The sequence below is a fragment of the Micromonospora sp. NPDC049366 genome, from assembly GCF_044466625.1.
GTDB lineage: Bacteria > Actinomycetota > Actinomycetes > Mycobacteriales > Micromonosporaceae > Micromonospora.
In genome coordinates this window covers 32,470-53,468 of sequence record NZ_JBITMV010000018.1, presented here as the reverse complement: position 1 = coordinate 53,468, position 20,999 = coordinate 32,470, and the positions used below count along the sequence as shown (strand labels likewise).

The 20,999-nt window shown below is 72.7% G+C and carries 18 protein-coding genes; 12 read left to right on the top strand and 6 right to left on the bottom strand.

Features of this window, described 5'->3' with window-relative positions; genetic code table 11:
* Positions 1-142 precede the first annotated feature (142 nt).
* Both ACIBTV_RS24210 and ACIBTV_RS24205 read right to left on the bottom strand, forming a co-directional pair.
* A complete protein-coding gene (locus ACIBTV_RS24210; protein ID WP_396708340.1) occupies positions 143-592 on the bottom strand; it encodes a hypothetical protein in 450 nt (149 codons plus the stop codon).
* A gap of 188 nt (positions 593-780) precedes the next feature.
* Entirely contained in the window at positions 781-1,494 is a 714-nt protein-coding gene (locus tag ACIBTV_RS24205) for an LPXTG cell wall anchor domain-containing protein (protein ID WP_396708338.1), read from the bottom strand.
* Between the two features lie 241 nt (positions 1,495-1,735).
* Here ACIBTV_RS24205 and ACIBTV_RS24200 point away from each other — a divergent pair, with 241 nt between their 5' ends.
* The 3 genes from ACIBTV_RS24200 to ACIBTV_RS24190 all read left to right on the top strand — a co-directional run bounded on the left by ACIBTV_RS24200 (position 1,736) and on the right by ACIBTV_RS24190 (position 3,377).
* The gene (locus ACIBTV_RS24200; RefSeq protein ID WP_396708336.1) at positions 1,736-2,437 is read left to right on the top strand and encodes a VOC family protein; all 702 of its coding nucleotides are present in this window, start codon (positions 1,736-1,738) and stop codon (positions 2,435-2,437) included.
* A 186-nt stretch (positions 2,438-2,623) separates the two neighbouring features.
* Positions 2,624-3,055 (top strand): hypothetical protein, encoded by a 432-nt coding sequence (locus ACIBTV_RS24195; RefSeq protein ID WP_396708334.1) that lies wholly within the window; start codon positions 2,624-2,626, stop codon positions 3,053-3,055.
* A 46-nt stretch (positions 3,056-3,101) separates the two neighbouring features.
* Positions 3,102-3,377, top strand: coding sequence for a hypothetical protein (locus ACIBTV_RS24190; protein ID WP_396708332.1), 276 nt, complete (start codon positions 3,102-3,104; stop codon positions 3,375-3,377).
* Between the two features lie 21 nt (positions 3,378-3,398).
* Here ACIBTV_RS24190 and ACIBTV_RS24185 read toward each other — a convergent pair whose 3' ends face one another.
* The 4 genes from ACIBTV_RS24185 to ACIBTV_RS24170 all read right to left on the bottom strand — a co-directional run bounded on the left by ACIBTV_RS24185 (position 3,399) and on the right by ACIBTV_RS24170 (position 8,408).
* Complete coding sequence (locus ACIBTV_RS24185) at positions 3,399-3,716, bottom strand: DUF6176 family protein (RefSeq protein WP_396708330.1); 318 nt, start codon at positions 3,714-3,716, stop codon at positions 3,399-3,401.
* Between the two features lie 558 nt (positions 3,717-4,274).
* The gene (locus ACIBTV_RS24180; RefSeq protein WP_396708328.1) at positions 4,275-4,985 is read right to left on the bottom strand and encodes an HAD family hydrolase; all 711 of its coding nucleotides are present in this window, start codon (positions 4,983-4,985) and stop codon (positions 4,275-4,277) included.
* An 86-nt stretch (positions 4,986-5,071) separates the two neighbouring features.
* Positions 5,072-5,671, bottom strand: coding sequence for a TetR/AcrR family transcriptional regulator (locus ACIBTV_RS24175; protein WP_396708326.1), 600 nt, complete (start codon positions 5,669-5,671; stop codon positions 5,072-5,074).
* Positions 5,672-5,744: 73 nt separating this feature from the next.
* On the bottom strand, positions 5,745-8,408 hold the full coding sequence (locus ACIBTV_RS24170) for an MGH1-like glycoside hydrolase domain-containing protein (RefSeq protein ID WP_396708324.1): 2,664 nt from the start codon (positions 8,406-8,408) through the stop codon (positions 5,745-5,747).
* Between the two features lie 87 nt (positions 8,409-8,495).
* Between ACIBTV_RS24170 and ACIBTV_RS24165 the strand changes: the two genes are divergently transcribed.
* The 9 genes from ACIBTV_RS24165 (at position 8,496) to ACIBTV_RS24125 (ending at position 20,999) form a co-directional block, all read left to right on the top strand.
* The gene (locus ACIBTV_RS24165; protein ID WP_396708322.1) at positions 8,496-10,439 is read left to right on the top strand and encodes an amylo-alpha-1,6-glucosidase; all 1,944 of its coding nucleotides are present in this window, start codon (positions 8,496-8,498) and stop codon (positions 10,437-10,439) included.
* A 138-nt stretch (positions 10,440-10,577) separates the two neighbouring features.
* On the top strand, positions 10,578-11,909 hold the full coding sequence (locus ACIBTV_RS24160; protein ID WP_396708320.1) for a glycosyltransferase family 4 protein: 1,332 nt from the start codon (positions 10,578-10,580) through the stop codon (positions 11,907-11,909).
* 70 nt (positions 11,910-11,979) lie between these two features.
* A complete protein-coding gene (locus ACIBTV_RS24155; protein WP_396708318.1) occupies positions 11,980-13,716 on the top strand; it encodes a serine/threonine-protein kinase in 1,737 nt (578 codons plus the stop codon).
* Positions 13,717-13,787: 71 nt separating this feature from the next.
* Entirely contained in the window at positions 13,788-15,488 is a 1,701-nt protein-coding gene (locus ACIBTV_RS24150; RefSeq protein ID WP_396708316.1) for a serine/threonine-protein kinase, read from the top strand.
* A gap of 92 nt (positions 15,489-15,580) precedes the next feature.
* Positions 15,581-16,390, top strand: a complete 810-nt coding sequence (locus ACIBTV_RS24145; protein WP_396708314.1) for a metal-dependent hydrolase — start codon at positions 15,581-15,583, stop codon at positions 16,388-16,390.
* A complete protein-coding gene (locus ACIBTV_RS24140) occupies positions 16,387-17,352 on the top strand; it encodes an amidohydrolase family protein (RefSeq protein ID WP_396708312.1) in 966 nt (321 codons plus the stop codon). Before ACIBTV_RS24145 ends, ACIBTV_RS24140 begins: the two co-directional genes overlap by 4 nt.
* Before the next feature lie 129 nt (positions 17,353-17,481).
* A complete protein-coding gene (locus ACIBTV_RS24135; RefSeq protein WP_396708481.1) occupies positions 17,482-18,582 on the top strand; it encodes a LacI family DNA-binding transcriptional regulator in 1,101 nt (366 codons plus the stop codon).
* Between the two features lie 76 nt (positions 18,583-18,658).
* Positions 18,659-19,963: an ABC transporter substrate-binding protein gene (locus tag ACIBTV_RS24130; RefSeq protein ID WP_396708310.1), complete on the top strand. Its 1,305-nt coding sequence runs from the start codon at positions 18,659-18,661 to the stop codon at positions 19,961-19,963.
* A 64-nt stretch (positions 19,964-20,027) separates the two neighbouring features.
* Positions 20,028-20,999 (top strand): carbohydrate ABC transporter permease, encoded by a 972-nt coding sequence (locus tag ACIBTV_RS24125; RefSeq protein ID WP_396708308.1) that lies wholly within the window; start codon positions 20,028-20,030, stop codon positions 20,997-20,999.

The following is a 20,999-nucleotide window of genomic DNA, read 5'->3' as shown; positions in this document are numbered from 1 at the left end:
AACAGCCGGGGAGGGTCACCGTGCCCCGGCGCACGGCGAGACGGGCGGGACGGTGACCAGCCGGTTACCAACCCCGGACGTTTCGTGGCCCCATCACTGCCCGACCTGCGAAGTCGCGAAACATCAGGGGCCGGGAACCTGATCAACCGGGCCGAACGTGGTCCACGTCACTCACCCGAGACCGACGCTGCGGCCCAAGGCGCGGACGGCGCTGGTTGTACAGCCAGAGCGCGGCGCGCAGCCGGTTCGGGCGTGGCGCCGCCTGTGCCGCCACAGGAGCCTCGGGTGCCGTGATTTCCCGGTGACGGTGGGACCGGCAGCCGCCCAGATCTCGGTACGGGTGGCCGATCGGCTGGCCGAGCAGTTGGCGCCCGGCGGATGGCGGCGGCATCGTCTCGTGCCCGACGATGACGTCGCCTTCGTACGCGAGCCCGTCGATGGGGTCGTCTTCCACCTCACCGTCAACCTCGCCGGGCGCGACGGTGTGTTGCTCAGTCCCCACGTCGGCATCGAGAGTGTCGCCGCCGCCGAGGTGCTGCGGCAGCTCTTCGGTCGCACGGGCACCCCTCGCCATGCTGGCGACGTTCGGCACGGCGCGCCCGGTATTCGCGGGAGGCCTGCCCGAGACCTTCATCCACAACTTCACCGCGCGGTTCGGCGGTTAGGCATCCAGCCCCGAGCAGGGAAGGGCGATGACGGCGGCGAGCCGCGACGGATCTCGTCAGGCGCGCGCTGAGCGCGCCCGGCCCGATGCGGCATCGAGCCGGGCGCGTCCGTGAGCTATGCGACGAAGCGGGAGCGGCGTCGACGTCCGATCAGGTAGCCCGCGCCGCCGAGGAGCAGGAGGGCGCCACCGATGCCGGCGACGGTCGCGGTGTCGGCACCGGTCACGGCCAGCCCGCCGCCCTCGCCGCCCTCGCCACCGGGGGCGTTCGGGCTGGCGGCGGAGGCAGGGGTCGGCGCGACGGTCGTCGTGGCGCTGGGCGTAGCGCTCGGCGTCGACGTGGGCTGAGCCGCGCAGTCGAGTGCCCGTGCGGCGTACAGACCGTCGTTCAGGTACGCGAGATAGGTGTCGATGTTCCCATCGTCGAGCGTTTTCTGCGCGGCCGCCTTCACGTTGGCGCCGGCGCCCGTCAACGTCCGGACCACCGAAACCCTCAGGTCCGTCGCCCAGATTTTCATTACGTCCGATTTGAGAAACGCGCGCAGGTCATCCGCGGTGCCGTCGAGCCGCTCCTGTATTTCGCCCGGCAGAAGGGGCAACGAGTTGGCGTTCGCCGCGGCGAGGATCTGGGCGGTCAACACCCGCACCTGCACATCGGTGGCGGTGTCCAGGTCGATGGTGACAAGCTCGCGGATGTCCTTGTACACCTTGCGCTCGACCGTTTGGCAGGCCTCGTTCAGCCCGGGCGATTCGGGAGCGGCCACCGCTGGCGCCGCCGGAATCAAAAAGACCAGCGCCATTAGGACGCCGGCCGGGATTTTCCATCGCACGTGGTCTTCCTCCCCGTTTCAGGCAAAAACATGAAGATATTACCGTCAGTGGACGGAAAAGCAAGGAGGTATCGAATCCCAGGATTGCGAAATGAGCAGGACCCCGGCGCAGAGACTCTTCATCAAGCCCGACCCGTTCGCAACCACGTCGCCCCTAGCCTGCGGTCGTCCGCGGAGGGCGCGGAAGACTCTGCCCGCAATCGCTTGCGCGAAGGTCGCCTCCCAGGCTCATGATGGTCGGATGATCGCGCGCTTCAAGGACATCTGTCTGGACGCGGCCGACGCCCACCTGCTGGGCGCGTTCTGGGCCCGGGTGCTCGACGGCGAGATGGTCGACGTCGGCGACGGTGATGCCCGGGTCGACAAGCCGGGCGGCGCCGACGCCGAGTCGATCTGGATCAACCGGGTGCCCGAGCCGCGTACGGTCAAGACCCGCGTCCACCTGGACCTGCAGCTCACCGAGCCCGGCCCGGCGGCGCTGGAGGCCGCGGGCGCCCGGCTGGTGCGCGAGCCGGACGCGGAGATCCGCTGGTGGGTGCTGGCCGACCCGGACGGCAACCTCTTCTGTGCCTTCCCGCCCGGCACCGGATCCCGGCCGGGCCCGCTCGCGCTGGTCGTGGACGCGGCCGACGCGCTCGCGCAGGCGACCTGGTGGGCGGGGGTGGTCGGCGGCGCGGTCGAGCCCGGCGAGGAGGGGCATGCCAGCCTGGTCGGTGCCGACGGATTCCCCTGGGACTACTGGATATTCAATCCGGTGCCGGAGCGGAAGACGGTCAAGAACCGGATGCACTGGGACGTGGGCCTGACCGGTCCGGACCCGTCGGAGCTGGTCGCGGCCGGCGCGACGCTGCTGCGCGAGCCGGACGACAAGGTGAGCTGGTGGGTGCTGGCCGATCCGGAGGGCAACGAGTTCTGCGCCTTCCCGCCCCGTCCCACTCCGTGAGCGGGGCATCTACCCAGCGTGCGTCCGGTGCACTAGCGTTCTCCTAGCTCCGCCACCAGCGCGTACGCCGTCGACGTCGATACGCCTCCGGCCGACCCCTACCTGGTCCGATCGGTTGGATATCGCGGGAACGCCCCCCGCCACCGCACCGGTTGGTCAGGATGTGCGCAACGAGGAGGTGCCGTCGTGCAGGACACCCGCGCTCTCGCCCTGACGTTCGAGGTGAGCGGCCTGCCACCGGTCAAAACCGAGGCGCTGTCCATCTTCGCCGCCGGACACCGGCAGGCGACGAGGGTCCGCGCCCTGCTCGAAGCGGCCTGCGCCGCGGCCCAGCAGACCGGCTGGACGCCGCTGACCGGGCCGGTCGAGGTGGACGTGGTCTTCCGCTGTCCGCCCGGGCACCGCACCTCGGACGCGAGCACCCTGCTCGGCGGGGTGTGCGCGGTGCTGCAGAACAAGAAGCGGGTGGCGACGATCGGCCTGGCCCACCTCGGGGTCCTCGTCGACGTCGCCCTCTACGACGACGATCGGCAGATCCGCCGGCTGTCGTACGCCGAGGAGCCGGCCGAGGACTTCTCGTACCAGGTGCGGGTGGCCGCCGTACCGCAGGTGGTTTGACCGTCGACCCCGGTGGGGTATCGCGGACGCCGACGAAGGGAGCGCCATGCAGGAGCCACATGTCACGCTCGACCCGCGCGGGCTCGACCCCGTGCAGCGGAAGCTGCGCGGCCCGCTCGAGGATCAGCTGACCTCGGCGCTCCAGGCGGCCACCGAACGGGTCCGGGCCGGCTACGCGGGTGAGCCCGTCGAGCAGGTGTGCCAGCGGCTGCTCGACGAGACCCGGGCCGGCCTGCACCCGGACATCGCCGCCGGCTTCAACCCCGACATGGACGAGTTCTGCCGGGTCGCCGTGGCGATCGTGCGCGGCACGAACGTCTGACCACGGCGACCCGGGCGCCGATCAGAGGCGCACGTCGATGAGCAGCGGCACGTCCACCTCACCGTCGAGCACCTCGGCGAGGACCGCCTTGTGCTCGGCGTCGATCGGGAACGGCGAGTCCTGGAAGGCCCGTACGGCGGCGTCGTAGTCGGCGCACTCCACGACGTGGACGAACACCGGCCCGTCCGCCGTGGTGAGCAGGAAGCCCTGCTCGTGGGTGACGCCCTCGGCGACGAAGGTCTCCCGGATCTCGTCGGAGCGGCGCATGCCCTCGGCGAGCCAGGCCTTGAGCTGGTCGACCTTGTCCGGGCGCACCCGCGACACCTTGGTCTTGATCACTGACGTCCCCCCCTGTATGCGAACGCGGGCGAGCGCCGATCCCCGGCGCCGGTGGGCGCTCCTGGCGTGGCCTGCCCCGCCGGACCAGGCTAGATCAACAGGTTCGTCCTGCTCAGCGACTGTGAGAGAAGGCATCCGGCCACCGCTGTCCACCATCCGGGACGAGCCGGCCGGCGGCAGCGGGACGGGTCAGGACCGGGTCCGCAACTCCCCGGTCCTGACCCCGGCCGTCCGGTGTGGTAGCGGAGATCGTCGTGTCCACCGACGCGGGCGTGGCACGACGCCCACGGCGGATCTGACATGACGAGCCGGCCCGCATGCACTCAGCTCCACGGTGCCCACCTACCGGACGTCGGCGCGCCCCCGTCTCACCCCGAGCAGCCGCGGGCGCGGGGCTCAATCTAGGCATGCGGCGAGGGGCCGGACAAGCAGCGTCGGAGCCTGCGGGACGGTGATTGATCTCAACGGGGAAAACCGGCATGTCCGCGTAACGACGGGCCTGCCGGCGACGCTGTTTCGGGTCGAGACGCACCCACGACGGCGGGGCCGGCGGGCGGGTCAGAAATGCCGGAGCAGGTCTGGGAAGGCGGCCAGGCGCAGCACCCGCGCGTCGGTGGGGTCCAGCTCCTCGTCCTCCAGCACCCAGGTGTTCTCGTTCGGGATGAAGACCGCGTTCAGGCCGGCCGCCCGGGCGGGCAGGATGTCCGAGCGCGGGGAGTTGCCGATCATCCAGGCACCCGCCGGGTCGAAGTCGTGCTCGCGGGTCAGCCACCGATAGGTGTCGACGTTCTTCTCCGGCACGATGTGCGCGGCCCGGAAGTGGTGCAGCAGCCCGGACGCGTCGAGCTTACGCTGCTGCTCCGCGCGCTCCCCCTTGGTGAGCAGCAGCAGCTCGTGCCGGCCGGCCAGCTCGTCGAGCGCCTCGGCCACACCGGGCATGAGCTCGACCTTGTGCTCGACCAGCGCCACGGCGAGGCGGTCGATCTCCCGCCGCTCGGCGTCGGTGGCCGGCCGCGCGCGCAGCCGCTCCAGGCACTCCCCCAGGCTGCGCAGGAAGACCTTGCTCCCGTAGCCGTGCGTCACCGTGTTGGCCCGCTCGATGTCGTCGAGGATCGCCCGGATCTCCGCCCGATCGAGGGTGGGATGTTCGAGCCAGGCGAGGAAGTCGTCGATGACGCGTTCGAAGACGACGTTGTTCTCCCAGAGTGTGTCGTCCGCGTCGAAGACCAGCACCTGCGCCCGCCGCCGCGCCGTCGCGTCCACCGTCATGTCGTTGCCTCCTCATGCCCCGATCACCGGGCGTGCGCCGGTGCCAGAGCGCATTCCACTCCGCGGGAGAACACCGGGGCAATCGATTACCGGTCGACCGCGCTCGTCGTGGGCCACCGCAGCAGCTGCTCCGCTAGCATCGCCTCCCGGTCCTCCTGCGCCTCCGGGCGCAGTCGGCCGCCGCGGGTGAGCATCACCAGGCCGTGCAGCAGGCTCCAGCCCACCTCGGCCAGGGTGTCCGGGTCGCGACCCTCGGCCAGCGGGGCGAGCGCGGCCCGCAGCTCGGCGAAGACGGCCCGCGGGGCCGCCGGTACGCCGTCGACGCCGAGGGCCAGGTCCGGCGTCAGGACCAGCATCACATCGTAGACCTCCGGATTCGCGTACGCGAAGTCGAGGTAGGCGCCCACGACCTCCGGCCAGGCCCCCTCGGCACCACGGGTGGTCTCCGCCTGGGCCTCGGCGAGGTCGGCGGCCAGGTCGGCGAAGGCACAGACCGCGACGGCGGCCAGCACCTCCTGCTGGTCCGCGAAGTGCCGGTAGAGCTCGGCGAGCTCCAGGTCGGCGCGTTCGGCCAGCCGGCGCGGGCTGACGGCGGCCCACCCTTCGGTTTCGGCGAGCCGGCGGGCCACCGCGACGATGGTGTCACGTACGGCCTGGTCGGCGTCCGTTTCGGGAGCTTCGGACACCTGCCCGATCGTAGTGATCCGTGACGGTATGCGGCCGGACCGCGACGGATAGTCGACTCTTGCTGGACCGCCGTCAGCGACGCAGGGTGAGGATCAGGTCGGCGACCAGCGCCGTCCAACCGGTCTGGTGCCAGGCGCCCAGCCCGGCGCCGTTGTCGCCGTGGAAGTACTCCGGGAAGCAGATCAGGTCCCGCCAGTCCGGGTGGGTCTGGAAGAGTTGGGCCGCGCCGTAGATCGGACGCCGGCCCCAGCCGTCCCGGGTGAACAGTGCGATCAGGCGGGCCGACAGGTCGTCGGCGATCTCGTGCAGCGTCCGCTTCACACCGGACCGGGTCGGGTACTCGACCTGCAGGTCGTCGCCGTAGAACGCCGCGTAGTCGCGCAGCGCGCTGACGAGCAGGAAGTTGGTCGGCATCCAGATCGGGCCCCGCCAGTTGGAGTTGCCGCCGAACAGGCCGCTGGTGGACTCGGCCGGCTCGTAGCCGACGGCGAACTCCTGCCCGCCGAGGGTGACCGCGAACGGCTTGTCCAGGTGGGCGCGGGACAGCGTGCGCAGGCCGTACTCCGAGAGGAACTCGTCGGTGTCCAGCATCCGGGCGAGCAGCCGCACCATCTGCTCCGGACCGACCATGGACAGCAGCCGCTGTTGCCGCCCGTCCGCGCCCAACCGGCGGGTGCCGACGACGTCGGCGTACTCCGGCCGGTGGGTCAGGAACCACCGCAGCCGGGCGTGCAACTCGGGCAGGCGGTGCAGCGTACGGGCGGTGAGCCGGGTGACCGCGGCCAGCGGCAGCAGCCCCACCACCGAGCGGACCTTGAGCGGCACCTTCGACCCGTCGGCCAGCCGCAGCACGTCGTAGAAGAACGCGTCCTCGTCGTCCCACAGCCCCTGCGAGTACGCGGCCGCCGCGATGTACGCGAAGTGTTCGAAGAACTTCGTGGCCGTGTCCACCCAGGTGCGGTCGTGCTCGGCCAGCACGATGGCGATGTCGAGCATGTTCAGCGCGTACATCGCCATCCAGCCGGTGCCGTCGGACTGCTCCAGCACACCGGCCACCGGCAGCGCCGCGGACCGGTCGAACGGCCCGACGTTGTCCAGCCCGAGGAAGCCGCCCTCGAACACGTTGTTGCCGCCGGTGTCCTTGCGGTTGACCCACCAGGTGAAGTTGAGCAGCAGCTTGTGCATGACCCGGGCCAGGAACTCGTGGTCGCGGCTGCCGTCGATCTCGAACACCTTCAGCGCCGCCCACGCGTGCACCGGCGGGTTCACGTCACCGAACGCCCACTCGTACGCCGGGATCTGCCCGTTGGGGTGCAGGTACCACTCGCGCAGCAGGAGCAGCAGTTGGGCCTTGGCGAACGCCGGGTCGACGCGGGCGATGCTCACGCAGTGGAACGCGAGGTCCCACGCCGCGTACCACGGGTACTCCCACGGGTCCGGCATCGAGATGACGTCGAAGCTGGTCATGTGCCACCAGTGGCTGTTGCGCCCGTGCCGGCGCCCGGCCGGCGGCGGCGTCGACCCGGGGTCGCCCTCCAGCCACCGCTTCACGTCGAAGTGGTAGAACTGCTTGCCCCACATCAGCCCGGCGATCGCCTGCCGCGCCACCAGGGCCTCGTCGGGGGTGGCGGCGGCCGGGATGATCCCGGCGAAGAACCGGTTGGCCTCGGCCCGGCGGGCCCACACCACCGCGTCGAACCCGTCGCCCAGGTCGGCGGGGGGCGGCGGACCGGCCGCCGGCGGCGGGGCGGTACGGGTGAGCCGCAACCGGATCTGCCGCTGCCCGCCCGCCGGCACGTCCAGCACGTAGTGCAGCGCGCCCTTGGTGCCCTCCCGGTCCGGGTTGACCGTGGCCGCGCCGTTGACCACGTGGTCGTTGATCCCGTCCTTCGGGTACGGCGACCGGCCGGGCAGACCCCACAGCCGCTCGGCGTTGGTGTCGTTGTCGCACAGCAGCGGGGTCGGCGTCCCCTCCCCCTCCAGCAGCACCTGGCCGAGCACCCAGTGCTCCCCGACCAGCCGGGAACCCTCCCCCACCAGCCGGGGCACCCGATCGGCGCCGGGCAGCCCCCACGCCCAGGTGTTGCGGAACCAGAGGGTGGGCAGGACGTGCAGCGTCGCCGCCCGGTCACCCCGGTTGGCCACGGTCACCACGATGCACAGGTCCGTCGGGGACGCCTTCGCGTAGTCGACGGTGACCGCCCAGTACCGGTCGTCGTCGAAGATCCCGGTGTCCACCAGCTCGTACTCGGTGTCGTCGCGGCCGCGCAGCGCGTTCACCGCGACGAGTTCGTCGTACGGGAAGGCGGCCTGCGGGTAGTGGTAGCGCCACCGCATCCAGGAGTGCGTCGGGGTGGAGTCCTCGTACCACCAGTACTCCTTGACGTCCTCCCCGTGGTTGCCGCCGTCGCCGCCGAGGCCGAACATCCGCTCCTTGAGGATCGGGTCGACCCCGTTCCACAGCGCCAGCGCGAAACAGAACGTCTGCCGGTCGTCACAGACGCCGGCCATCCCGTCCTCGTTCCATCGGTACGCTCGGGACCGCGCGTGATCGTGCGGGAAGTAGTCCCAGGCCGTACCGTGCTCGCTGTAGTCCTCCCGTACCGTTCCCCAGGCCCGTTCGGACAGATAGGGACCCCATGCGCGCCAGTCCTGCTCCCCGGAGTCGGCCTGGGCCAGCCGGATCCGCTCGGCGTCGGGAGCCGATGCGTCGGAGGACGAACGTTCAGTGATCATCTGCACATCTTGGACGCCGCCGGGGGACTTGACCACAGCGGCCATTCTCGTCGTGGTGTGTGGCACGCCGCGGCCGGTGGAGGAAAGTTGATCGACGTGAGCTTCGGCCCGCAGGTCTGCACCCAGCTGACCAGCGGCGCGACCCGCGAGTGGCTGGTGACCGACGGCCTCGGCGGCTACGCCATGGGCACCGTCAGCGGGCTACGCACCCGCCGTTACCACGGGCTGCTGGTGGTCGCCGGCGACACGCCGGCCTCCCGAAAGGTGGGACTGGTCAGTCTCGACCCGGCCGTGACGCTCCCCTCCGGCGCCCGCGTCCGTCTCGGCGCGCACGAGTGGGCCTCCGGCGACGTCGACCCGCGCGGCTTCGAGCTGCTGGAGCGGTTCACGCTCGTCGACGGCGTGCCCCGGTGGCGGTGGCGCATCGGCGACGTGGTGATCGAACGCGAGGTGGCCATGCTGCCCGGCCGCTCCTGCGTGGCGGTGGTGCACCGGCTGGTCTCCGGCGGCCCGGTCCGCCTCGACCTCTCCGCGGCCTGCACCTGGCGCGACGCGCACGGCGAGCGCCGCGCCGACGGCCCGGTTCCCCGGGTCGAGCAGGTGGCCGGCGGCGCGGTCGTGGAGAGCGCCTACCGCCTCGCCGGTCCCGGCTGGACGCCCGAGGGCCAGTGGTGGCTCGGCGTGCACCACCGCGAGGAGGCCGCCCGCGGCCTGCACCCGCGGGAGGACCTGTGGTGCGCGGGCCGCTTCTCCGACACCCTGCACCGCCCCGGCGACACCGTCTCCGTGCTGGCGTGGAAGCACGACGCGAATCCCGAGCCGCCCCCGGCCACCGAGGTCGTGGCCCTGGCCCGGCGACGCAACCGGCAGGTGGTGGCCGCCGCGAAGCCCGCCGACGACGTGCAGGCCACCCTGGCGTTGGCCGCCGACGCGTTCGTGGTCCGCACCGCCGAGTCGCCCGTCGACGTGGTCGCCGGCTACCCGTGGTTCGGCACCTGGTCCCGCGACACGATGATCTCCTACGAGGGCCTCTTCCTCTGCACCAATCGGGCCGACCTCGGCCGGGAGCTGCTGCGCTCGTACGCGGCGACGCTGTCGCAGGGGATGCTCGCCAACACCGCCGACACCGGCCGGGTGGAGTACAACACCGTCGACGGGACGCTGTGGTTCCTGCACGCGGTGAGCCGGCACGTGACCGTCACCGGCGACACCGACCTCGGCGAGGAGCTGCTGCCGGCGCTGCACGCGGTGATCGACGCGCACCAGGCCGGCACCCGCTACGGCATCGGTGTCGACCCGGCCGACGGGCTGCTCACCCAGGGCGCCCCGGAGACCGCGTTGACCTGGATGGACGCCCGCGTCTACGGGGTGCCGGTCACCCCACGCACCGGCAAGCCGGTCGAGGTCAACGCGTTGTGGATCAACGGGCTGGCCGGGGTCGCCGAGCTGACCGAGCTGGCGGGGCGGGACGCGACCGGGCTGTGGCGGGCGCACGCGCAGGCCACCGACTCGTTCCGCGGCCGCTACCCGGCGCCGGGCGGCTGGCTGTACGACGTGCTGGACGCGCCCGCGCCCGCCTACCCGCTGGGCGGGTCCGCCCACCACGACGACGACTCGCTGCGCCCCAACCAGCTGCTCGCCTGGTCCCTGCCGTACGCCCCGCTGGAGCCGGACGAGGCGACCCTCCGCCGCGTCGCCGATGCGCTGCTCACCCCGCTCGGGCCGCGCAGCCTCGCCCCCGACGCCCCGGAGTTCATCGGCCGGCACCGGGGCGGGCCGGCCGAACGCGACGGCGGCTACCACCAGGGCACCGTCTGGCCGTGGCTGTTCGGGCCGTTCGTGGACGCCTGCCGCCGGGCGAAGGTGCCGGTCGACGAGGCGTTCGTGGGCCTCGACGCGCACCTGACCGAGTACGGTCTCGGCTCGGTCAGCGAGACCGCCGACGGGCTCGCGCCGCACGACGCGACGGGCTGCCCGTTCCAGGCGTGGTCGGTCGCCGAACTGCTCCGCGCGCACCGAGCCGGCCGGTAGCGCTTTACACGACCGCAACGGTCGTGTCGCCGTTGGTTATCTCCTTCCCGGCAGGATGGGTGCCGATCCAGCCGCGACGACGGACACCAGCGAGGGTGTCGGCCGCCGCGCGCCCGGAGACAACTCAAAGGGGGCCGCATGTCACCTGACGCCGACGTGATCGACATCCTCCCCACCCGGCACCAGCGGGTGCTCATCCTGTCGTGGGAATATCCGCCGGTGCTGGTCGGCGGGCTCGGACGCCACGTCCACGCCCTCTCCGTCGCCCTCGCCGCCGCCGGCCACGACGTCACCGTCGTCACCCGCCACGCCGACGGCGCACCCCTGGAGGAATACGCCGACGGCGTCCGCATCATCCGCGCCGCCGAAGACCCCGTCACCTTCCCCCTCGCCACCAACAGCCTCCTGGCCTGGACCATGGCCTTCAACCACACCCTCACCCGCGCCGCCCTCCGCGCCACCGACACCGCCGACTACGACCTCATCCACGCCCACGACTGGCTCGTCGCCCACACCGCGGTCACCCTCGCCGAGCACCTCGACCTGCCCCTGGTCACCACCATCCACGCCACCGAAGCCGGCCGACACCAGGGCTGGCTCCCCGAGGAGATGAACCGCACCATCCACGGCGTCGAACACTGGCTCAGCAACGCCTCGGCGCGGGTGATCACCTGCTCCGGCTACATGCGCGAGCAGGTGAGCACGCTGTTCGACGTGCCGGGCGGGCAGATCGACGTGGTGCCCAACGGCGTCGACGACCGGGCCTGGCGGGCCCGTCCCCGCGCGGTCGCCGCCGCCCGGGCCCGCTTCGCCGGCGACGGCCCGCTGGTCGGCTACGCCGGTCGGCTGGTCTACGAGAAGGGCGTGCAGCACCTCGTCCACGCCGTGCCCTACCTGCGGCAGCGGCACCCCGGGTTGCGCGTGGTGATCGCCGGCGACGGCCCCTACCGCGGTGAGCTGGAGGAGGAGGCGCGCCGGCTCGCCCTCGGATCGACCGTGCGGTTCACCGGTTTCCTCGACACCACACGCCTGCCGGCGATGCTGGGCGCCACCGACGCGACCGTGGTCCCCAGCCTCTACGAGCCGTTCGGCATGGTCGCCCTGGAGGCGGCCGCCGCCGGCGCGCCGCTCGCCGTGGCCCGCACCGGCGGCCTGGCCGAGATCGTCGAGTGCGGCGTGACCGGGGTGACCTTCCCGCACAGCGACCCCGACGCCCTCGGTGAGGCCGTCGACCAACTCCTCGGCGACGAGGTGTTCGCCCGGCGGGTGGCCCGGCGGGCCCGGACCATGGTCGGCGAGCGGTACGGCTGGGCCACGATCGCCGCCCGCACGGCCGCCTGCTACGCCGCCGCCCGCCGCGAGCACGGGCCGCTGCAGGCCCGCCGCGCCGCCGCCCGGCTCGCCGGTGGCCGTCCGGCCATCACCATTCCGGAGGGAAATCTGCTCTTCACCGGCGGTGCGGCCTGCTGAGCGAGGCGTACGACCGATAGGTCATCCCCGATCCGCTGGCTATCGTGTACGTCGACGGCGGCGGAGGAGGATGCGGCAGGTGCTGATCGTTGGTCGGTACCGGCTGCTCGACCTGGTGGGCCGCGGCGGCATGGGCCGGGTGTGGCGGGCCCGCGACGAGATGCTGCACCGCGACGTCGCGGTCAAACAGGTCGTCCCGCCGTCCTGGCTGGCCGACGACGAGCGGGCCGAGCTGCGCTCGCGCACCCTGCGGGAGGCACGCACGGCCGCGCGTCTCAACCACCCGAACGTCGTTCGGCTCTACGACGTGGTCCAGGTCGACGGGGAGCCGTGGATCGTCATGGAGTATGTGCCGTCGCGCACCCTGCAGGACGTGCTGGACGGCGAGGGGCCGCTCGACCCGCGTCGGGCGGCCCGGATCGGGCTCGCCGTGCTCGCCGCGCTGCGCGCCGCGCACGCCGCCGGGGTGCTGCACCGCGACGTGAAGCCGCAGAACGTGCTCGTGGCGCACGACGGGCGGGTGCTGCTCACCGACTTCGGGCTGGCCGTCTTCGATGGGGGCGACGGGGCGATGACCCGCCCGGGCATGGTGCTGGGCTCGCCGCAGTACGTCTCCCCGGAGCGTGCCGCCGAGGGCGTGTCCAGCGTGGCGGCCGACCTGTGGTCGCTGGGCGCCACCCTGCACGCGGCGGTGGAGGGCCGCTCCCCGTACGCCCGCAGCAGCGCGATGGCCACCCTGACCGCGCTGGCGACCGCGCCGCCGGACCCGGCGCCGCACGCGGGTCCGCTGGAACCGGTGCTCACCGGGCTGCTGCGCCGCGAGCCGGGGGCGCGCCTCGGCCACGACGAGGCCCGGCGCCTGCTCACGGCCGCGGCGGCGGCCCCGCCGGCCCCGCCGGCCCCGCCGGCCCCGGCCGAGCGGACGGCCGACGCCCCGGTCCCGGACCGGACCGGCGCGGCGCGGTCGACGCCGGGACCGGCCGGCGAAACCCCGGTGGCCGACGCCCCGGTGACCATGCCGGCGGCGGCACCGGCGTCCCCGGTCCGCGGCGGGCGGCGGGCCCGACGGCTGGGGCTGGTCGCGATGGCGTTGCTGGTCGCCGCCGCGGCCGGGGTGGGCACAGCGCTCGCCGTGACCGTCGACCACGACGGCCGGGACCGGGCCGCGTCGCGCGCCACCGGCGACCCCACCGACCGGCCGTCGATGCGACCGCCGGGCGGGCCCGACGGCGACCCGGACGGGTTCCCGGGCGAGCGCCCGTGGCCGCCCCCGGCCGGGCCGGGACGTCCCCCGCCGCCGTTCCCGTGCGTCCGCCCGGAAATCGTCGGCCGGCCCGTGGCGCTCGGCACCCCGCCACCGGGTGAGCGGTTCCGTCCTCCGCGCGGCTGGCACTGGTACGCCGACGCGATGGGATTCCGGCTGGCCCTGCCTACCGGCTGGCTCTATTCCCGCGAGGGTGGGGTCTCCTGCTTCCAGGACCCGTCGACCGGCCGGGCGCTGAGTGTCGCCGGCCCGCACTCCGGCGACCCCACGCAACGGCTGCGTGGCGTCCGCGACCGGGCCGCCGCGGTCGCGGCGCTGCCCGACTACCACGAGGTCCGGCTGGGCGCGGTCGACGGCGACACGGCCTGGGAGCTGCGGTGGACCGCCCCGCACGGCACCCGCCAGCACGCCGAGCTGCGGGTGCCCGCGACACCACCCGCGGCCGCCGGGTGGACCCTGGGCTGGATCACCACCGACCGCGACTGGGCGACCGCCGGTCGCGACTGGTCGACCCTGCGCGCCAGCTTCCGCCCGCCGGACTGACCGTCCACGGCGGATGAGAAAACTCCGGGTGGTGGCTATGGTGTAACCGGGGGTGACCGAGGGGGAGCGCGGTGCGCGAGCTGCTGATCGCGGGCCGGTACCGGCTGCTGGAGCTGGTCGGCACCGGCGGAATGGGCCGGGTCTGGCTGGCCCGCGACGAGATGCTCCACCGTGACGTCGCGGTCAAGGAGGTCGTGCTCCCCACCTGGCTGGCCCGGGCCGAGCGTGACGACCTCCGGCAGCGCACCCTCCGGGAGGCACGCACCGCCGCCCGGCTCAACCATCCCAACGTGGTCCGCATCTACGACGTCGTCCACGACCGGGACAGCCCGTGGATCGTGATGGAGTACGTCGAGTCCCGCTCGGTTCAGCAGCTCGTGGCCGACGAGGGGCCACTGGGTCCGTCCCGCACCGCGCGGATCGGGCTCGCCGTGCTCGCCGCGCTGCGCGCCGCCCACGCCGCCGGCGTCCTGCACCGGGACGTGAAGCCGCACAACGTGCTGGTCGCCCCCGACGGGCGGGTCGTGCTGACCGACTTCGGCCTGGCCACCTTCGCCGGCGGGGACGGCGGCGTGACCGGCCCGGGCATGGTGCTCGGGTCGCCGCACTTCGTCGCGCCGGAACGCGCCCGCGACGGTGTCTCCGACATGCGCACCGACCTGTGGTCGCTCGGCGCGACGCTCTACGCGGCCGTGGAGGGGCAGCCCCCGTACGCCCGCCCCAGCGCGATGGCGACGCTCACCGCGCTGGCCACCGAGCCACCGGACCCGATGCTGCGGGCCGGGCCGCTGCGTCCCGTGCTGACCGGCCTGTTGCAGCGCGACCCGTGGCGACGGCTCACCGCCGTCGAGGCCGAGCCGCTGCTGCGGGCCGTCGCGGCCAAGTCGGACCCAGCCCCGGACGCGCCCGACCCGCCCCACGGCCACGCGGCGCAGGCGGTCGACCGGGCCGGGACCGACACCGACCGACCGCACGCCCCCGCGCCGGGGAGCAGCGCGCACCGGCCCGGGATGCCTCCCGCGCCGCCCGACGCGCCGAGGCCGGCACGACCGCCGGCAGGGACGGACGCCGACGCTCCCCGCCGGCACCGGCGCCGCCGTCAACGCCTCGGTGTCGCCGCGGTCTCGGTCGCCGCCGGGCTGCTCGCGGCGCTCGGCGCGGCCACGCTGGCCGATCGGGAACGCTCGGCGTCACCGCCGTCCGGCGCCGGCGGCGGGGCGAGCAGTGTCCGACCGGCCGCGTTCGCCTGCGCCACCCCGGCGCCGCCGGCCGCCAACCCGGTCCCGTCGGTGCCGCCGCCACCCGGCGCGCGGTTCCGTCTGGTGCCCGGCTGGACCTGGTACACCTCGGACAGCGGCTTCCGGATCGCCGCGCCGATCTCCTGGCTGCAGTGGACCGAGGACGCGGTCACCTGCTTCGGCGAGCCGGGCGGCGCCCGGGTGCTCAGCGTGGAGGCGAGCGACCGCCGCGCCGACCCGGTGGCCTGGTGGCGGGCCGAGGAGCGGCGGCTCACCGGCGACGGCTCACTGCCGGGCTACCACAAGGTGGACATCGCCCCGATGGACATCTTCGACGGCGGCGCGGTCTGGGAGTGCGGCTGGCTCAACGCCGTCGGGGAGCGGGTGCACACGGCACGGCTGCTGGCGAACACGTCGGCGGAGCGCGCGTACACCGTCTCATGGTTGACAAAAGAGTTCGACTGGCAGGTCAACGCGACATACTTCGCAATGATCCGGCAGAGCTTCACGCCCGCGGTCGGGCCACACTCCTGAGTGGACCGTCCGGGCGATTGCCCCGCCGACCCCGGTTCTGACTAAAGTGATCTCGCTCTGGCGCTCAAGATCCTGGGGAAGGTGAGCCGACAATGATGGGACCCTCGCACGCGCTGTCGGGCGCGGCGGTGTGGTTGGCCGGATCCTGGGCCCTGGACCAGTTCGCGGACTATCACCAGTCACCGCTCGCGCTCGCGGTCGGCACCGCCGTCTGCGCCGGCGGCGCGCTCTTCCCCGACCTCGACCTGTCCGGCAAGGTCACCCGCAACCAGGGTGGCGCGACCGTCGCCCGCACGTTCGGGGTGGTCAGCCTCTTCTTCGCCGAGGTGATGGAGAAGATCTCCCTCGGCGTCTACTACATGACCAAGCTGAGCAAGGACCCGAAGCGCAACAACGGCCACCGGACGCTGACCCACACCATCCCGTTCACCGTGCTGGTCGGCTGGGGCACCAGCGCCCTGTGCGCCGCCTACGGCAAGTGGGCGGTCATCGGCGTCCTCTTCTTCATGATCGGGCTGGCGCTGCGGGGCCTCTTCGACCGCTGGGCCGAGCGGGCCGGTTGGGTGATCGTCACCCTCGTCTCGCTCGCCGCCGCGTGGTTCACCTGGGCCAACCTGCCGGGCGGCCGGGGCTACCCGATGATCGGCGTCGCCATGGGGGTGGGCTGTTTCGTGCACATCCTCGGCGACATGATCACCCGGGCCGGGGTGCCGATCCTGTGGCCGATCCCGATCAAGCGCCGCATGTGGACGATGATCGGCCTGCCGAACAGCATCGCGCTGCGCACCGGCAGCAAGGCCGAGGTGGTCGTGCTGCGCGCCGCGCTGACCGTCGTCGCGCTGCTCGCCGCGGCCGGGCTGGTCGCCCGGCCGGTGCTGCAGAAGTTCGACATCGAGATATGACCGACCCGGCCGGTCCCGATGCCGGCCCACCCGGCCCCGCCCGCAGCGCGGGGCTGGCCTTTCCGCGGAACCGCGGCCTCGCCGAGAGCGACGCCGCGGTTCCCGCTTTCTGGCGCGGCCTGGGCCTGCCGGGCCTCGCCGACGTGCACGTGCACTTCCTGCCACCCCGGCTGCTGCGCCGGGTGTGGGCGTACTTCGACGCGGCGGGCCCGCTGGTCGGCACCGAGTGGCCGATCCGGTACCGGTGGAGCGACGCCGAGCGGGTCGCATACCTGGGGCGGCTCGGGGTGCGGGCGTTCAGCGCGCTGGCGTACCCGCACCGGCCGGGGATGGCCGCCGACCTGAACCGGTGGACGCTCGGCTTCGCCCGGAAAACGCCCGGCTGCCTGCCCTCGGCGACGTTCTTCCCCGAGCCGGAGGCGGCCGGCTACGTGGCCGAGGCGCTGGCCGCCGGCGCCCGGGTGTTCAAGGTTCACATCCAGGTCGGCGGGTTCCCGCCCACCGACCCCGCCCTCGACGCCGTCTGGGGGCTGCTCGCCGACGCCGGAGTGCCGGTGGTGGTGCACGCCGGGCACGCGCCGGTGGGCACCGCGCACACCGGGCCGGGGCCGTTCGCCGCCGTGCTCGCCCGGCATCCCGCCCTGCGCGCGGTGGTCGCCCACCTCGGGGCGCCCGACTACCGCGCGTTCCTGGACCTCGCCGAGGCGTACGAGGGGGTGCGGCTGGACACCACGATGGCGTTCACCTCGTTCCTCGACCGGTCCACGCCCTTCCCCGCCGACGAGCGGCCGCGGCTGCGGGACCTGGGGCTGGCCGGCAAGGTGCTGCTGGGCAGCGACTTCCCGAACATCCCCTACCCGTACGCCGAGCAGCTCGCCGGCCTGGCCCGGCTCGACCTCGGCGACGACTGGCTGCGGGCGGTCTGCTGGGGCAACGCCGCCACCCTGTTCGACCTGCGCTGAGCGCGAATCCTTCTCGACATCAGCTATTGACGGCGTCGTAACAGTGTCCTACGGTTCGTCGAAACGGTTAGTCGAAGCGTTTCGACTACCGGTGGCGAGCGTGACCAAAGGAGGTGCGCGGTGGCAACGATGCATGACGTCGCGCGCCTCGCCCGGGTCTCGGTCAGCACCGTGTCGTACGTGCTCACCGGCACGCGCCCCATCTCCCAGGCCACCCGCGACAAGGTCCTCGCGGCCATGGCCGAGCTCGACTACCAGCCCAACGCGATGGCCCGCGGCCTGGCCAGCCGCCGCAGCCGGATCGTCGGCCTGCTCATGCCGATGGACGAGCGCGGCCTGGGCGCCACCGAGACCGCCTTCGTCACCGGGGCCGCCGCCGCGGCCAGCGCCGCCGGCTACCACCTGGTGCTCTCCCCCGTCGGCGTCGCCGACGTCGAGGACCTGCGCCGGTTGGCGAGCCAGCGCATGCTCGACGGCGCGGTGCTCATGGAGGTGCAGGTCAGCGACGCCCGCGTGGCCGCGCTCCAGGAGGCCGGCGTGCCGCTGGTGCTCATCGGCCGCACCGGCGACACCGGCGACCTGTCGTACGTCGACATCGACTTCGACCGGACCGTCCGGGAGGCCGTCGCCCACCTGGTCGGGCTCGGGCACCGCCGGATCGTCTTCGTCAACCACTCGGCCGCGACCATCGAGGCCGGCTACGGCCCGGCCGTACGCACCCGGGACGCCTTCGTGGCGGCGGTGGCCGGCCACGGCCTGGAACCGCTCATGATCCCCGCCGAGGACAGCGCGGCCGGTGGCCGGGCCGCCCTGGCCGCGGCGCTGGCCCGCACGCCGGACCTGACCGCCGTGCTGGTCATGAACGAGAGCGCCATCTTCGGGATCCTCGGCGAGCTGACCACCCGGGGGCTGCGGGTTCCCGACGACGCGTCGGTGGTCTCGATGGTCACCTCGCCGCAGGTGGCCGAGTTGGCCACGCCCGCCCTGACCGCGATGACCTCGCCCGGGTCGGCGCTCGGCCGGCTGGCGGTCGAGGCGCTGCTGCGCCACCTGGAGGGGGCCGACGAACGGCACCAGCAGCTGCTGCCGTGCACGTTGGAGATTCGCGGCTCGACCGGCCCGGCGCCCACCCCGTCGGCCTGCACCGACGACACGACCGACCGCATCCCGGCGGCCCGCGACGGCCGCCACCGCATCGACCCGACCGGCTCCGGCCCGCCGGGCACATGACAAAGCGCCCGCCGCCGCGCTGCAACGCGACGACGGGCAGGTAAGTACCGGCTCGATACTCACCAGGAGGATAGCAATGAGGCGTATCCGCAAGCTGGTCGTCGCGGTGGCGCTCGCCGCGACCGCGGCCACCACAGTGGCCGCCTGCGGCGGCGGCGAGGGCGGCGACGGTAGCGACGCCAAGACCCTCAAGCTCTGGCACTACGAGAGCGCGAACAGCGCGATGGGCATCGCCTGGGATCGGGCGATCCAGATCTTCAAGGACGAGCACCCGGGCGTCGAGGTCCAGTTCGAGCGCAAGGCGTTCGAGCAGATCCAGCAGAACGCCGGCATGATCATCAACTCGTCCGAGGGCCCGGACGTCATGGAGTACAACAAGGGCAACGCGACCGCCGGCCTGCTCTCCTCCCAGGGCCTGCTCACCGACCTGAGCGAGGAGGCCACCAAGCGCGGCTGGGACAAGGCGCTCAGCCCCAGCCTGCAGACCACGGCCCGCTACAGCGACAAGGGCGTGATGGGCTCGGGCAACTGGTACGGCGTGCCGAACTACGGCGAGTACGTGATGGTCTACTACAACAAGGACCTCTTCGACCGGTACGGCGTCAAGGTACCGACCACGATGGCCGAGTTCACCGCCGCCATGGACACCTTCGTCGGCAAGGGCGTCACGCCGCTGGCCGAGGCCGGCGCCGAATACCCGGCCGGGCAGCTGTTCTACCAGCTCGCCCTCGCCAAGGCCGACCGCCAGTTCGTCAACAACTACCAGCTCTACCAGAACCCGGTGGACTTCCACGCCGACCCGCTGAAGTACGGCGCGGACACCTTCGCCGACTGGGTCCGCAAGGGCTACGTCGCCAAGGACTCGGCGAGCCTGAAGGCCGAGGACATGGGCACCGCGTTCATCTCCGGCAAGGCGCCGATGATCGTCTCCGGCAGCTGGTGGTACGGCCGGTTCAAGAGCGAGGCCAAGTTCAACTGGGACACCTTCCTCTTCCCCGGCAACACCTTCCAGGCCGGCTCCTCCGGCAACCTGTGGGTCGTGCCGGCGAACAGCAAGGCCAAGTCCCTGGCGTACGACTTCGTCGACATCACGCTGCGCCCGGAGATCCAGGCGCTGATCGGCAACAACGGTGGCGTCCCGGTCGCCGCCGACGCGTCGAAGATCACCGACCCGAAGGACCGCAAGCTGATCGAGAACTTCAACACGATCAGCCAGCAGGACGGCCTGGCCTTCTACCCGGACTGGCCGGTCCCCGGCTACTACGACGTGCTGGTCTCCGGCTTCCAGGGCCTGATCAACGGCTCCAAGACCCCGGACCAGGTGCTCGACACGATCGCCAAGCCGTACGCGGACGGCGTCAAGGAGATCACCGGTAAGTGACACGGCCAGCGGCGGGCGCGTCCGGTCACCACCGGCGCGCCCGCCCCGCCGGGAAGGATCTCCCATGGCACTCCCCGAGACCGTGGCCGGCCCGGAACGGACCGCCACGCCACCCGCCCCGACCGCTACCCGCCGCGCACGCCGCGGCCGTGGCGCCGGGTACTGGCTCTACCTGCTGCCCGGCGCGGTGCTGTTCCTGCTCGTCATCGGCGCACCGCTGGTCGGCACCGTCTACCTCTCCCTGACCAAGTGGTCCGGCATCGGCGACCCGACCTTCGTCGGCCTGGACAACTACCGCAACCTGATGCAGGACGAGGTGTTCTGGACCTCGTTCAAGAACACCCTCGCGATGATCGTCGCCATGGTGGTCGTGCCCACCGTGGTCGGGCTGGTGCTCGCCGCCGTGCTCTTCGACGTCATCGGCCGGCGGTTCCGCCCGCGCACCGCCGCGGCCCTGCGCGCCGCCTTCTACCTGCCGCAGGTGCTGCCGGTCGTCGTGGCCGGCATCGTCTGGGGCTGGATCCTGCGCCCCGACGGCGCGTTCAACGGGCTGCTCGACGCGGTCGGTCTCGGCGCGCTGCGCCACGACTGGCTCGGCGACCCCGACACCGCGATGCCCAGCGTCATGGCGGTGATGATCTGGGTCCAGATCGGCTACCCCGTCGTCGTGTTCATGGCGGCGCTGCAACGCATCGACCCCGAGCTGTACGAGGCGGCCGAGGTCGACGGCGCCGGCTGGTTCCACCGGTTCCGGGCCATCACCCTGGCCCAGATCCGGCCGGAGACCTTCGTGGTGGCGTTGACCTGCACGATCGCCGCGCTGAAGGTCTTCGGACCGGTGTTCGCGCTGACCCGCGGCGGCCCGGAGAACAGCACCAACGTGCCGTCGTACTTCGCCTACTACACCTTCTTCAAGAAGCTCCAGGTCGGCTACGGCTCCGCGATCTCCACCGTGCTCACCCTGATCATCATCGTGGTGGCCGTGGTGTTCATCGTCATGCAGTACCGCAGCGAGCGCCAGGACCGGGGGGTCTGA